General features: G+C 44.2%; 17 protein-coding genes and 2 pseudogenes. 14 read left to right on the top strand and 5 right to left on the bottom strand.

Annotated features, from left to right (window positions below):
* Positions 1-29 precede the first annotated feature (29 nt).
* From IR173_RS09000 to IR173_RS08995, 3 genes and pseudogenes are all read left to right on the top strand, one after another.
* Positions 30-770: a sulfite exporter TauE/SafE family protein gene (locus IR173_RS09000; protein ID WP_237039317.1), complete on the top strand. Its 741-nt coding sequence runs from the start codon at positions 30-32 to the stop codon at positions 768-770.
* A gap of 24 nt (positions 771-794) precedes the next feature.
* Positions 795-1,023: pseudogene (locus IR173_RS18220) on the top strand (aldo/keto reductase); the annotation flags it as partial.
* Positions 1,024-1,248: 225 nt separating this feature from the next.
* Positions 1,249-1,452: a hypothetical protein gene (locus IR173_RS08995; protein WP_237039316.1), complete on the top strand. Its 204-nt coding sequence runs from the start codon at positions 1,249-1,251 to the stop codon at positions 1,450-1,452.
* A 61-nt stretch (positions 1,453-1,513) separates the two neighbouring features.
* On the opposite strand, the gene IR173_RS08990 is transcribed toward IR173_RS08995, so the two are convergent.
* Both IR173_RS08990 and IR173_RS08985 read right to left on the bottom strand, forming a co-directional pair.
* Positions 1,514-1,927: a helix-turn-helix domain-containing protein gene (locus IR173_RS08990; RefSeq protein ID WP_237039315.1), complete on the bottom strand. Its 414-nt coding sequence runs from the start codon at positions 1,925-1,927 to the stop codon at positions 1,514-1,516.
* Between the two features lie 25 nt (positions 1,928-1,952).
* Positions 1,953-2,282, bottom strand: a complete 330-nt coding sequence (locus tag IR173_RS08985; protein WP_237039314.1) for a hypothetical protein — start codon at positions 2,280-2,282, stop codon at positions 1,953-1,955.
* Positions 2,283-2,408: 126 nt separating this feature from the next.
* Here IR173_RS08985 and IR173_RS08980 point away from each other — a divergent pair, with 126 nt between their 5' ends.
* The 5 genes from IR173_RS08980 to IR173_RS08960 are packed head-to-tail and all read left to right on the top strand — an operon-like array spanning position 2,409 to position 5,704.
* Positions 2,409-3,257: an aldo/keto reductase gene (locus IR173_RS08980; RefSeq protein ID WP_237039313.1), complete on the top strand. Its 849-nt coding sequence runs from the start codon at positions 2,409-2,411 to the stop codon at positions 3,255-3,257.
* A gap of 16 nt (positions 3,258-3,273) precedes the next feature.
* A complete protein-coding gene (locus IR173_RS08975) occupies positions 3,274-3,570 on the top strand; it encodes a hypothetical protein (protein ID WP_237039312.1) in 297 nt (98 codons plus the stop codon).
* A gap of 18 nt (positions 3,571-3,588) precedes the next feature.
* Positions 3,589-4,455: an aldo/keto reductase gene (locus tag IR173_RS08970; protein ID WP_237039311.1), complete on the top strand. Its 867-nt coding sequence runs from the start codon at positions 3,589-3,591 to the stop codon at positions 4,453-4,455.
* A gap of 4 nt (positions 4,456-4,459) precedes the next feature.
* Positions 4,460-5,107, top strand: a complete 648-nt coding sequence (locus tag IR173_RS08965) for an NADPH-dependent F420 reductase (protein ID WP_237039310.1) — start codon at positions 4,460-4,462, stop codon at positions 5,105-5,107.
* A gap of 21 nt (positions 5,108-5,128) precedes the next feature.
* Entirely contained in the window at positions 5,129-5,704 is a 576-nt protein-coding gene (locus IR173_RS08960; protein WP_237039396.1) for an NAD(P)H-dependent oxidoreductase, read from the top strand.
* Between the two features lie 101 nt (positions 5,705-5,805).
* Here the strand turns inward: IR173_RS08960 and IR173_RS08955 are convergent, their stop codons facing one another.
* Entirely contained in the window at positions 5,806-6,330 is a 525-nt protein-coding gene (locus IR173_RS08955) for an acyltransferase (protein WP_237039309.1), read from the bottom strand.
* An 8-nt stretch (positions 6,331-6,338) separates the two neighbouring features.
* On the bottom strand, positions 6,339-7,247 hold the full coding sequence (locus IR173_RS08950) for a helix-turn-helix domain-containing protein (RefSeq protein WP_237039308.1): 909 nt from the start codon (positions 7,245-7,247) through the stop codon (positions 6,339-6,341).
* Positions 7,248-7,423: 176 nt separating this feature from the next.
* Here IR173_RS08950 and IR173_RS08945 point away from each other — a divergent pair.
* The 5 genes and pseudogenes from IR173_RS08945 to IR173_RS08925 all read left to right on the top strand — a co-directional run bounded on the left by IR173_RS08945 (position 7,424) and on the right by IR173_RS08925 (position 10,614).
* A pseudogene (locus IR173_RS08945) lies at positions 7,424-8,253 on the top strand (SDR family oxidoreductase).
* 108 nt (positions 8,254-8,361) lie between these two features.
* The gene (locus tag IR173_RS08940; protein ID WP_237039307.1) at positions 8,362-8,907 is read left to right on the top strand and encodes a flavodoxin; all 546 of its coding nucleotides are present in this window, start codon (positions 8,362-8,364) and stop codon (positions 8,905-8,907) included.
* A 173-nt stretch (positions 8,908-9,080) separates the two neighbouring features.
* A complete protein-coding gene (locus tag IR173_RS08935) occupies positions 9,081-9,269 on the top strand; it encodes a hypothetical protein (protein ID WP_237039306.1) in 189 nt (62 codons plus the stop codon).
* A gap of 46 nt (positions 9,270-9,315) precedes the next feature.
* Positions 9,316-9,966 (top strand): HD domain-containing protein, encoded by a 651-nt coding sequence (locus IR173_RS08930; protein ID WP_237039305.1) that lies wholly within the window; start codon positions 9,316-9,318, stop codon positions 9,964-9,966.
* Positions 9,967-10,056: 90 nt separating this feature from the next.
* Positions 10,057-10,614 carry a hypothetical protein gene (locus IR173_RS08925; protein ID WP_237039304.1) on the top strand — a complete coding sequence of 186 codons (558 nt, stop codon included), beginning with the start codon at positions 10,057-10,059 and terminating at the stop codon, positions 10,612-10,614.
* Between the two features lie 58 nt (positions 10,615-10,672).
* Here IR173_RS08925 and IR173_RS08920 read toward each other — a convergent pair whose 3' ends face one another.
* The gene (locus IR173_RS08920) at positions 10,673-12,886 is read right to left on the bottom strand and encodes a heavy metal translocating P-type ATPase (protein WP_237039303.1); all 2,214 of its coding nucleotides are present in this window, start codon (positions 12,884-12,886) and stop codon (positions 10,673-10,675) included.
* A 178-nt stretch (positions 12,887-13,064) separates the two neighbouring features.
* On the opposite strand from IR173_RS08920, the gene IR173_RS08915 reads away from it, so the two are divergent.
* Positions 13,065-13,925: an RsiV family protein gene (locus IR173_RS08915; RefSeq protein WP_237039302.1), complete on the top strand. Its 861-nt coding sequence runs from the start codon at positions 13,065-13,067 to the stop codon at positions 13,923-13,925.
* Positions 13,926-13,930: the final 5 nt, after the last annotated feature.

The raw sequence follows: 13,930 nt of genomic DNA, 5'->3' as shown, positions 1-13,930 counted from the left end.
GGCTGTATATTAAGATAATGGACTTTTCGATGTGGATACAGTCACCTTCCGACTGGGGGATGCTGTTTTTGTCTGCTCTGCTTATCGGTATGTCTAAAACCGGTATTCAAGGTATCAGCTTGCTTGCTGTGCCAATGATGGCAATGACTTTCGGAGCCAAACCTTCTACCGGGTTGATATTGCCCATCTTATGTGTGGCTGATTTGATAGCTGTCCTATATTATCGCAGGATTGCTGAATGGAGGTATATACTGAAATTATTACCTTCTGCTTTAGTAGGGTTTGCCGTCGCGCTGTTTGTTGACAAGCTAATTCCTCCCGCCGAGTTCAAGCACCTAATGGGTGGCTGTCTTTTAGTGGTACTGCTTGTGATGTTCTGGTCAGACTGGAAAGGTAAGGAAAATACGCTTTCCTCCCACTGGTGGTACGGACCTTTATTCGGACTGATGGGCGGCTTCACCACAATGATAGGCAATGCGGCGGGGCCTGTGATGGCCATTTACCTGCTATCGGTCAAGATGCCCAAATATAGTTTTGTAGGGACGAATGCTTGGTTCTTTTTGGTCATCAACTACCTGAAGATTCCCGTGCAGATATTTGCATGGGGCAATATCACCACCTCCTCACTGATATTAGATGCCTATACCATTCCTTTTATTATTATAGGCGGTGTGTTGGGAATTGCATTAGTTAAAAAACTGCCGGAGAAGGGATTCCGCTATTTCACAACTGCTGTCACCTGCTTGTCGGTATTGCTATTATTAGTTTAATAATCATTTTTAATTTTATACTCAATGGAATATAGAAATCTAAATGGAACCGGACTTTTTGTTCGGACATTGACTTTGGGAACCGCCACTTTCGGTGGTACACACGGGTTTGAAGGATAAGGCCACACAGAGATGTCTGAGGCTACACGTATGGTGGATATGTGCAGATGCCGGTCTGAATAGGTTCGATACGGCTGATATGTACCCCCGTGGGTTGGTGGAAGAAATATTGGGAAAGGCCATTGCCGGAATACTCCTATACCGACAGACAGGCACATGACTAACGGAGGCGTACCTGTCCGTGATAATATCGTACTCTATAAACTGTTTCATTGGATTGATAAAGAGAAACAGCCTCTGTTATTAAGGCAGGTCAACCGGACATTGAAACTACATGAGCAACTTGTCTGTGAATTTGGAGGAAAAGGGTATGTGGCAATGGTACATGCCTCTTTGAGGATAAGTTTTGAAAAAAGATATGGATTATGCCTTTTCTTTCTATTTCCCTTCAATTGGTGAATATACCAGTATGCTGGAGCAGGCGGAATTTAGAGTAATATATGTGATTCTGTTCAACCGTCCGACTTGTTGCCTGAACGGAGAAAACAGTCTGGCGGAAAGGGTTAGATATTCAATAAACTTCCTTTTCTACAAATGGAAGAATAATGAAGATTTAAATTAAGGACGGTCGTACAAAAACGGCTATCCTTATTTCGTTTGTTTTACATTAAATGCCATAGAAATTAACGAATATACGTATCCTTTCTATACTCCGACGGAGTTATTTTCATTCTCTTCTGTACATATCGACTAAAATAAGAAACAGATGAGAAATTCATTCGCTCGGCAATCGTAGTTAAAGACAATTCTTTTTGTCGCAGCAAACGGGTAATCTCTTGAAGAGTAAAGCGGTCAATCCAATACGTGGCAGGTTTACCACTTACCTTTTTACATATCTCCGATAGGTAATGAGGAGTAATGCAAAGTCGGGAAGCGTAAAAATCGAGATCCCGGTTTCGGATATATTCGCCGTTATATAACAGCTCTATGAATTTCCGAAGCAACGAGGTTATATGTTCCGACACATCCACGTTATTCTGACTGCGTGCATGAATATCATAGAGGTCGAGGATGTGTGCTGTGAGCAGGCTTCCCATCAATTCTTCCCAAAACAGATGCTCTTTATCTTTCAGACGTTGCCGGATTCTGCAAGAGTGACAGATACCCAATAATGCCGTAATTGCTGCGAATAGCAATCGAGGAAACGAACGCATCCGAAAGATTCATCAGGATACCTTGAAAGTCTTCGGAATCCGAAAATTCCGATACGAGTGTGGCGTTGGGCAGAATTACATAATCCCCGGCCGCGATGTTATAACGGGTATCCTGAAACGTGAAACCCATATTTCCTTCGCTGCAAAGAATATGGATTACTCTTCCTGCATATCGTAAGGCATTAAATTCCTGCAATGTATCAGCAAAAATAATCCCGTCGAAGTCTGTATGTCTCATTCTTTCTTTCATCTCCTGCGAAAATAACAAAAAACCACGAATAGTGAAAATTCTTCCCCGAATAATGCAACGATAAAATAATAGGTACTCTGTAATTTTGCATCAGAATTAAAAACCATAAAGGATATGAAAAATGTAAGATTAAACAATGGAGTAATGATGCCTGCCATCGGGTTCGGTGTCTTTCAGATTCCTGAAAATGAAACGGAACGAGCCGTGAATGATGCTATCGAGATCGGTTATCGGAAATTCGATACGGCTGCGGCCTATTTCAATGAAGAACAGTTGGGAAATGCCATCCGGCAAAGCGGCATCAAACGTGAAGAGTTTTTCATAACCACCAAATTGTGGGTGCAGGACTACGAGTACGACGATGCGTTGCGGGCTTTCGACCTCTCAATGAAAAAGCTCGGATTGGACTACCTCGACCTCTATTTGATGCACAAACCCTACGGAAATTACTATGCCGCATGGCGGGCGATGGAACGGCTCTATAAAGAGGGACGTATCCGGGCTATCGGGGTCACGAGTTTTTCCAACGAACGCCTGCAAGACCTTTTCTTGCATAACGAAATAAGACCTGTCGTAAACCAACTTGAAACCCATCCGTTTTTCCAGCAGCAGGCTGCTAATATTTTCTTACAGCAGGAAGGCATCCAGCACGAAGCATGGGCACCTTTTGCCGAAGGGCAGAATGACATATTCAATCATCCTACATTGAAAGCGATAGCAGAGCGGCACGGTAAGGGCGTCGGAGCCGTGATTCTCCGCTGGCTGAATCAGCGTAATATCGTGGTTATCCCGAAATCCGTACACAAGGAGCGGATGATCGAGAACTTCAATATCCTCGATTTCACGCTGTCCAAAGAGGAAATAGATGCCATTGCCCTGCTGGAGACAGGGAAAAGTCCTCTCTACGATGACATGGACTTGCCTACGGTAAAAGGTATCGGGTTACATCGCATACACGAATAATTTATAAAAAAGAAATATGTTACGTCATGTATTCATCATCAATGTCAAGGAAGGAATTTCCGATGACGTGGTAGAACAAAAGATGGCTGAAATGCGTGCCATGAAAGAAAAAGAAACGGTTATTGAAGAGATCATGGTAGGTCGTACACGCGGACTGTTCGGACGTCCCGATGCCGTGATGATGGTCGTCGACCTTAAAGACAAGGCCGCTTTCGATGTGTTGATCCGGAGCCGGACACATATCGACATGGCGGAAAAAGCAGAAGAGGCTTTCGATATGCAGAGCGCCGATATTGCTCAAATAGAATATTAACCCTTAAAACAGAATGATATGCAGACTGTAAAATTAAACAACGGCATCGAAATGCCGATAGTAGGATATGGTGTATTTCAAGTATCGCCCGAAGAGTGTGAGCGTTGCGTGCTCGATGCCATCGGCGCAGGTTATCGGTTGATAGAAACGGCGCAGGCTTATTATAACGAAGAGGGCGTGGGTAATGCCGTTGCCAAATGCGGCGTGTCCCGTGATGAACTTTTTCTCACCACCAAAGTCTGGATTACCAATGCCGGAGAGGAAAAGGCAACCCGCAGCATCGACGAATCGCTACGTAAGTTGCGCACCGATTACATCGACCTGCTACTTATCCACCAGCCGTTCAGCGACTATCCGGGAACATGGCGGGCGATGGAAAAAGCGGTAAAGGCCGGAAAAGTCCGTGCCATCGGACTCTCGAACTTCTATCCCGACCGCTTCGTGGATATGGCCGAATGTGCCGAAATAAAACCTGCCGTAAACCAATTAAAAACCAATGTATTCAGTCAGCAGTGGGACGCTGAAGCCGAAATGAACTCCTATGATACACGGATTATGGCTTGGGCGCCGCTGGCACAAGGCGATCCCGACCTTCTGACCAATCCTGTACTAACGACTTTGGCCGAACGATACGATAAAACGGTGCAACAAGTCGCCCTGCGTTACTTGGTGCAACGCGGCATCATCGCTATTCCGAAAAGCACGCACATCGAACGTATGAAACAAAATCTGGATGTATTCGATTTTGCGCTTACATCGGAAGATATGGAAAGTATCCGTCCGCTCGACAAACCTGCCGACTTCCGTTGGTCGCACCGTAATCCCGAACTCGTAAAATTCCTTCTGAATTACGACAAGCAATTTAACCCTCACAATAAGAAATAAAAGTATGAAATACGGAATATTGGGAACAGGCGATGTGGCTCACGCCATCGCCACGAAATTGACCGAACTCGGTCATGAAGTCATGATGGGGGCACGCAGTGCTACCAATGAGAAAGCTGCATGCTGGGCAAAAAACAATGGTGAGCGGGCTTCTCACGGCACTTTTGCCGATGCTGCCCGATTCGGTGAAAAAGTATTCAACTGTGTCCAGGGCATTCACTCGCTCGAAGCTCTGAATGCTGCCGGAAAAGAAAATCTGAACGGGAAACTGTTAATCGACTTGGCAAATCCGTACATCTACAAGGACGGGCATATTTCACTCGATTCGAAGTGGAGCGGAACAACCAGTTTGGGAGAAGAAGCCCAAAAATTTCTGCCGGACACAAAAGTCGTAAAAACGCTGAACTATCTCTGCAATCAATTGATGGTTCATCCGAGGCTACTACCGGAAGCCATTACGGGCTTCTATTGCGGTAACGATGCTGACGCAAAAGCCGAAGTAGCGGTTTTATTAAAGGATTTCGGCTGGGAGGATACCCTTGATTTAGGAAATATCAGTATGTCCCGCTACACTGAAATGCTCGGTTCGTTCTGGGTAGCCGCACTTAGTGCTACCGGGAATATGGATTGGGGAATAAAACTAGTAAGATAAACAAGTAAAAGATACAGAATGATGAAAACAAGAAAATCCGGGACATTGGTATTGATTATCAGCGGCCATACAGACCTCGCCGCATCCGTGGCCAATAAAACGATTCTCGAGACCTTGAATGAACGGCTGCCGGAAGCCGAAATCGTAAAGCTGGACGAACTCTATCCCGACTTCAAAATCGATGTGGAAGCCGAACAGCAGAAATTGCTCCGGGCAGACATCATCGTGTTGCAGTTCCCCCTATTTTGGTACTCCGCACCCTCCATATTGGAACGTTGGATGGAAGAGACTTTCCGTCACGGATTCTCGCACGGAAGTACCGGAGACAAGCTCAAAGGCAAGAAACTCGTTCTCTCTTTCACAACGGGAGCTCCCGAAACACTATATAGCCATGAGGGGGCGATGGGCTACATAATCGACGAATTTTTGGCTTGCTACAAAGCAACCTGCCGACTGACTCAAATGGAGTATAGCGGCAGTGTTTATACCTGTGGTGTAAGTTATGGCAACCGTACCACACCGGAACTTATCGAGCAACAAAAAAATGTATCGGTGGCGCACGCTGAACGTCTTATCGAATTACTCGAAACGCTCTGATACTTTGAAGATAGAATATATAATCTCGATAAAAAGTAAAGGGAACAAGATGCCATTGCCTGTGGTAGTATCTTGTTCCCTTTTTAAATAGACTGGTGGGATTATATTCGTTTAATCACTTTAGCCGGATTGCCGCCCACTACCGTATTATCCTCGACATCGTGGGTAACAACCGCACCAGCGGCTACTACCGCATTTTCTCCGACCGTAATGCCGGGGAGAATGGTAGCTCCTGCACCGATCCAGCAGTTACGTTTCAGCCTGACGGGTTTGCAGGTCAAAATCTGGTGATTGTATAAATCGTGATTGTTTGAGATAAGTTGCGCATTGGCGGCTATCATCACATCATCTTCGATGGTAATACCTCCGGCAGCCATGAAGAGCGAATTATTCATCACTACCACATTCCGACCTATTTTTACGCTATTGCCTCGTACCACTGTCAGAGGAGGCATAACACGACTTCCCTCGCCTATGTTCCCCATAAAAAGCTCCGACACAAGCCGGTTGTACTCTTCGGTCATAGGCATGGTGTGGTTAATCTTAAAGCAAAGCTGCATACAACGAATCCCTTCGGCGGGGTCGGCCTCTTCAGGCTTGCGCATGTCGATTCTAAATTCTTCCATATCCGTATTTACGCTGTTATTGCCTGCCCTTTATAATCATTCGGGGTTTGTCCCACCACTTTCTTGAACAACCGTGTGAAATGTTGCGGGTATTGAAAGCCCAATTCATAGGCAATCTGGCTGATGGACTTTTCCGGATTCAAGATACGTTCTTTGGCTATATCCATAACCTTGAATTGTATGTATTCTTGGGCTGATTTTCCGGTTTCTTTTTTTATCAGGTCACCGAAGTAATTGGGCGACAAGCATAGCTCGCCGGCACAATATTTGACTGTCGGCAGACCGTTCTGTTGCGCTTTTCCCGACTGGAAATAATCGTCGAGTAACGTTTCAAAGCGGGTCAGTGCATCGTGATTAGCCGGCTCCCGTGTAATAAACTGTCGTTCATAAAAACGCAGGCAGTAATCCAGCAACAGTTCGATATTGGTCGCGATCAGTCGTTTGCTAAGACGGTCGATAGTGTGTTCCAACTCGTTCCGAATCTTCTCCAGACAGTCAATAAACAATTTTCGTTCCCGTTCCGACAGATGCAGGGCTTCATTCACCTTGTATGAGAAATAGGAATACTCCCGGATGTTGCGACCGAGCGATGTCCCTCGTATCAGTTCCGGATCGAAGCAGAGTGCCCACCCTTGAGGCTGGAAAGTCTCTCCCGTGTCTTCCACCCCGATTACCTGTCCGGGTGCAAGACACACGACAGAACCTTTCTGATAATCGTAACGCTGGCGTCCGTAAACCAACTCGCAATTCTTCTCGTCTTTCAGAAATACGACATAAAAACTGAAAGTGTGTTTCATATGTTTCATCGGCTTCGCTTTCGACAAGTCGATTACACTCACCAACGGATGCAAGGTCTCCACACCCAGCATATCATTATATTCTGTAACGGTTGTAATATTCAATAGTTCTTTATTCATTGCTTTGTTGTTTTTCTGACGGCAAATATAAGAATTACCCCATTTATCAATATCATAAGAAGGCCAGAATCCGTAATTTCGGTAAGAGAATCCGTAATCGGGTTAAGGTCGGGCAATCGGCAATACCGTAATTTTGAAACTACTAAGAATAATAATTAAAGTAATAGATTTAGAAAATGAAACTAGATGTAATGATATTGACCGGAGCCGGTCAGATTGGTATGGCAATAGCCCGTCGCATGGGCTATGGAAAGAAAATAGTTGTGGGTGATAAGAAGATGGAAAATGCGGAAGATGTTGCCCGAATCATGAATAATGCCGAGTTCGATGCAATACCCGTTGAAATGGATCTTTCATCCAGAGCATCCATATTGAGCCTGATTGCCGAGGCCCGGAAATACGGTGAGTTTTCGATGCTTGTTAATGCGGCGGGCGTATCGCCGTCGCAGGCTTCGATAGAAACCATATTGAAAGTGGATTTATACGGAACTGCCGTTTTGCTTGAAGAAGTCGGTAAAGTTATCAAAGAAGGTGGTGTCGGCATTACGATTTCCAGCCGGGATACCGAATGCCTGCACTCACTGCCGATGAGGACGAACAACTGGCCTGCACACCGACAGAGGAATTGCTCGCGCTCGATATTCTTCAACCTCAAAATATCCGGGATACGCTGCACGCTTACCAGATGGCCAAACGCTGCAACGTGAAACGTGTAATGGCCGAGGCCGTGAAATGGGGTGAACGGGATGCCCGTATCAACTCCATCTCTCCGGGGATTGTCGTAACCCCGCTGGCATTGGATGAGTTCAACGGGCCGAGAGGCGATTTTTACAAGAATATGTTCGCCAAGTGTCCGGCAGGGCGTCCCGGTACGGCGGACGAGATTGCTAACGTAGCCGAGTTGCTGATGAGTGACCGGGGAGCGTTTATCACGGGAGCCGATTTCCTCATTGATGGCGGCGCTACGGCATCCTACTTTTATGGAGCGTTGAAGCCCGAAAAATGAAACAATCAAATCAATGGAGTTATGAAAAATATAATATCAATTTTAATGATGCTTTGCGCGTGTGCATTTACCGTTCATGCGCAGGGTAATACGTCTCAAACAACAGATATGAAAAATAGTAAGAAAGTACTTGTGGTTTTCTTCTCCCGGACGGGTGAGAACTATGCGGTGGGAAATATCGAAAAGGGAAATACCCATATCATTGCCGAAATGATTGCGAAAGAGACCGGAGGCAAGTTGTTCCAAATAGAAACGGTCAAACCTTACCCGGATGAATACAAGGCTTGCGTAGAGGTTGCGAAAACGGAGAAAGAAAGCAATGCACGCCCGGAAGTAAAAGGTGATGCAAAAGTCGAGGATTACGATATTATCTTCTTGGGGTATCCCAACTGGTGGGGAGATATGCCGATGGCGGTCTATACCTTTATCGAGAAGCATAATTGGAACGGGAAAACTGTCGTTCCGTTCTGTACGCACGAGGGTAGCGGGCTGTCGGGTACGGAACGTAAACTGAAAGATGCCTGCAAAGGAGCTACGGTAAGTGAAGGGCTTGCCATAAAAGGCACAACCGCGCAAAATTCGCAGCTACAAGCACAGAAAACAGTACAGACGTGGTTGCTAAAAATGAGTTTTGATAAATCTGTTATTAGATGATTTATGATTCTTATATGATTCAGAATAACAAATATTTAACTGTAATAGAAATTGGAGATATCGCTACGAAGATACTTATCCGCCAAGACCTCATGTATGCAAACGACGTTGGACGAGAGCCGTTATCGAACTGGTCGAATTGATATGTGCCTTGCACGAAATGAAACGTATCGATGACGGGAAGATGCCATGAACGAAGTGACCGGATTCTTCGGCAAGAGTGGTTTGGTATTCGTCTCAATGTGCAAAGTTTCTATGACGCTTATATCGGCATCAGACGTCGCAAGGGCGAGAGCTGTACCTATTTGCTCGATAAATTGCGCGAATGTCTGATACATAAAAGTTTCTTATCCCCTGCATAGAAAAGATATTTATCGTATATTTGCAACTCAAAACAAGCTAAAGAATATGGCACTATCCAATAAAGAAATACCGATTGACCTACGTGAGCATATCGCAAAAAACATTCTTCCCCGATATGAGGCTTTTGACAAAGCTCACCGTCTGGATCATGTCGAAAAGGTAATGGAAGAAAGTATGAAGCTGGCACAATATTACGAAGTGGAAACCGCAATGGTATATGCCATTGCAGCTTACCATGATTTGGGGTTATGCGAAGGACGGGAATTTCATCATTTGGTTTCGGGAAAGATTCTGGCAGCCGATGAAAAACTACGGGAATGGTTCAGTGAAGCACAACTGCAAACCATGAAAGAAGCCGTGGAAGACCATCGTGCATCAAACAAACAGGCTCCCCGAAGTATTTATGGGAAAATTGTAGCAGAAGCCGACCGGATTATCAACCCCGAAGTGAGCCTGCGCCGTGCCGTTCAATATGGTTTATCCAATTATCCCAAGCTGGAAAAAGAGGCGCAATATGAGCGTGCCGTCGCCCACCTGCGGAACAAATATGCCTACGGAGGATATCTAAAGTTATGGATACCCCAGTCTTCCAATGCCCATCAGTTGGAAGAGTTACGTGCTATTTTGGCAGATGAGGAGAGGCTGAGAAGTATCTTTGAAAAGCTATACAAAGAAGAGATACAACAAAGAGGATAACACGACTTGTTTATTCCTAAAAATTGCGAAAGCATCTGCAGGGTTATAGAAAGAAGAGTTATCTTTGTCACAACAGAATGTTTACGAATTATGAAAAAGTTTATATTATCCGTTTCATTGTATTTGCTGTCCTTGGCAGCTTATGCACAGTCGGAAGTGCCCACCGACACCATCCACGGCATATCTATGGATAATTACAAAGTATATGATGACGGCTTTATTCTGGATATGGGGATGAAGATAGCAACTCCCATGCGCCTGGTTCCTCCACAACTTACTTATGACGTCTACAGTATGGGAAACACCAAAGATTATTATAAACTGTTTCAGCTTAATCCGGATATCACTTACGGAAAAGAAAACGCGACCATATTCTCACGCGGATATTCCGGATTCGGGATGTATGGCTTTGGCGCTTATGGTTTCGGCGCTATGCCTCCTACTCTGCAAAGTGCTACCTTCAAGCTCAAAAACGGATGGAAAATAACGACCTACGGAGAATATGATGCGGATGGTAATAAGGTTAGAAACCCAAGTGCGTTGCCATGGGAAAAGAATAACTTTAACGGTGCTTTCGAGATGAAATCGGAGAATGGTAATTTCGGTATCCGCATAGAAGTACAAAGAGGAAGAACGACACCCTACTAATTATTTGCCGTTTTATTATAGGGGAGAAACGAGCTCATCCCCTATAATAAAAAACAGTTTACAGTCTTCGCCAATTGAGGCTTAAGCTATTTAGCACCACACTAACCGAGCTGCAAGCCATGGCAGCACTGGCAATCATCGGATTCAATAAAATGCCATACATCGGAAACAGGATACCTGCTGCAATAGGAATACCAATCAAATTGTATATAAATGCCCAGAAAAGATTCTGATGTATCAGTCTTACCGTTTTACGAGATAATTTAAACGCCTTTGGGAGCAACAGCAAATCTGAGGTCATCAATGTAACCATTGCCACATCCATTGCAATATCCGTACCCTTACCCATCGCAATGCTCACGTCGGCACGGGCCAACGCCTGCGAATCATTGATACCATCACCGACCATGGCAACTACCCTACCCTCACGCTGCAATTCTTTAATCACATTTTCTTTATCATCCGGCAAAGCTTCGGCTATGAAAAGGTTGGCATTAATTTCTCCTGCCACATTTTGTGCAGTCAGATGTCCGTCACCTGTCAGCAATACAACATATTTGCCTTCTGCCTGCATCTGCTTCACTGCCTGGATAGATGTCGGCTTCACCTTATCACTTATAGCAATGACAGCCAATAATGTGTCCCCCTCGCCAAAGTAAACCAGACTTTTACCACTACGCTCGTATTCCTCCACCATACCTTTAAGCAGGTCGGACACTTCCGCACCGAAATCATTTAACAAACGATGACTACCTGCCCAGTATGTTTTACCTCCTCGAGTCACAACAATGCCACGCCCTGTACGGCTTTCGAAAGAATCTATAATAGCGGGCTTATTACCATCCTTCTTCAATTCCTCTACAATGGCAAGTGCCAACGGATGTTCGGATTTCAATTCCGCTGCATACAAAATACCTTTATGTTCGTTTACCCAACCGGCATCATGTAACCAACCGGTCACTGCCGGACGGCCTTCTGTTACAGTTCCGGTCTTGTCAAGTACCACCGTATCCACCTTTCGCATCTGCTCCAGTGCCACAGCATCTTTAATCAGAATATGAGCTTCGGCTCCTTTACCTATACCAACCATCAAAGCAGTAGGTGTAGCTAATCCCAAAGCACACGGACAGGCAATAACCAATACAGAGACGGCTGAAAGCATTGCATAAGAGAAATCATCCACACCACCCACTATCATCCAAACGGAAAAAGTAAGAATGGCTATAGCCAACACCGTCGGCACGAAAACAGCCGTAACCTTATCTACAATGCGCTGTACGGGAGCCTTTGAACCTTGTGCTTCCTGCACCATACGGATAATCTGTGCCAATACCGTTTCTCTTCCCACCTTCTCTGCACTCATGACAAAAGCACCATTTTGATTTATCGTACCGGCAAGCACTTTATCATTCAACTTTTTCTCTACTGGAATAGGTTCACCGCTTATCATACTCTCATCTATAAAAGTATCTCCTTCTACAATAAGTCCGTCCACCGGAACACATTCTCCCGGACGTACACTTACTTTATCGCCCTTCTTTAATTCGGAAATAAGAATATCCTCCTCTTTGCCATCGCGCAAAATGCGGGCCGTCTTCGGTTGCAGGCCCATTAATTTACGAATCGCCGTAGAAGTTTTTCCTTTTGCTTTTTCCTCCATCAACTTCCCTACAAGTACAAAGGCAATAATCACCGTTGCTGCTTCATAATATACGTGAGGCTCCAGTCCTCGTTCAAACCAGAACTCAGGATAAATTGTATTGAATAAACTAAACAAAAAGGCAATGGAAGTACTCAGTGCCACTAAAGTATCCATATTACTGGTAAACTGTTTAGCCTGCTTCCATGCATTAACATAGAAAGTACGTCCGGAATAAAGTAATACAGGCAACGATAACACAAGCATCCACCAATTTATGCCCGGAGCATCCATAAAAAACATTCCCATAAAAGCCACCGGCAGAGCAAATATCCATGCCACTAGAGTTTTTCGCTTTAGTTGCGCATAATAGGAATGCTCCGCTTCTTCCTGTTCCTCCACAGAGTTGTCTTCATCAATTATCAAATCGAAACCTATCTTCATCACAGCATCTTTCAACTGTTCCGGCGAAACGACATCAGAATTGAAACCCACAGTCAGAGAAGCAGCAGCCAGATTGACTGATGCCTCTTCCACTCCTTCTTGTTTCTTTACTATTTTCTCTACATTATTAGCACACGCCGCACAATGCATCCCCGTGACGGGATATACTTTTTTAGTAATCTTGCTCATATATCTTTTTCTTTATTTGCTTATCTATTATTTAACGGACAAATTTAGGAAAAAGTTCATGCAACTCAGTTGCTAAAAGACGAATATATTTTCGTTTTTTAAGAGGACAATTCGCGAAGTTATCCTATATTTGTGGAGAAAGTTTGGATATAGAACTCGAATTAATTAACAAAAAGACATGAAAAGACGAAATATAATGACGTCTGTTATGGCAACCTATCTTGTCTCCTGCTTTTTATTGTCAGGATGTAACGGACAAAAACAAATGGATAGTAATACAGTGGAATATATAAATTTGAAAGAGGATGTGCATTTGGAAGATAATACAACCTCTCCTGCCTGTAAAATGACTATTGATTACGCTTATTTAGCAGAAGACAATAGCAATGACACCATTGCACACAGAATTAACCATACTGTTCAGTCCACAATTTTAGGAAAGAAGTATGCCGAAATGGAACCGCAGGCTGCTGTAGACTCTTTTAAGAATGTTTATGTACGCGAATACCGTAACGGTGTAGCGGATTTATATGAGGAAGATATCAAAAACGGTACTTCGAAAGATGAACTCCCTTCATGGTACAATTATGAATACAGCCTGACCACTCAATTCAAAGACGGCAAAGAGGGCATCCTGAATTATACCGCTGTTACTTTCGAATATTCAGGAGGCGCACACCCCAACCAATGGGAAAACTGGCTGAACTTTGACAAGAATACCGGCAAACGACTGACACTGAAAGACGTATTCATGGCAGGTTCAGAAGTTCCGATGAGCAAAATGTTGCTGGAAAAACTGATTGAAGAAATGGCAACAAGACTGGATAATAACAAAATCCAATCCTTGGAAGATTTACAAAATGAAGGAATACTGAACTCAACCAATATATATGTACCCGATAATTTCTTATTGGAGAAAGACGAAGCATCGTTCTTATACAACAAATATGATATTGCCCCGTATGCAGTGGGAACCATCGTCCTTTCACTGCCCTATACAGAAATAGAAAAGTACATGATACATCAACCCAACAACTAAGAAAC

The organism is Phocaeicola faecalis, from assembly GCF_021730445.1.
GTDB classification, from domain to species: Bacteria; Bacteroidota; Bacteroidia; order Bacteroidales; family Bacteroidaceae; genus Phocaeicola; species Phocaeicola faecalis.
The sequence above is the reverse complement of the archived record's forward strand: the minus strand, read 5'-3'. Positions and strand labels throughout refer to the sequence as shown.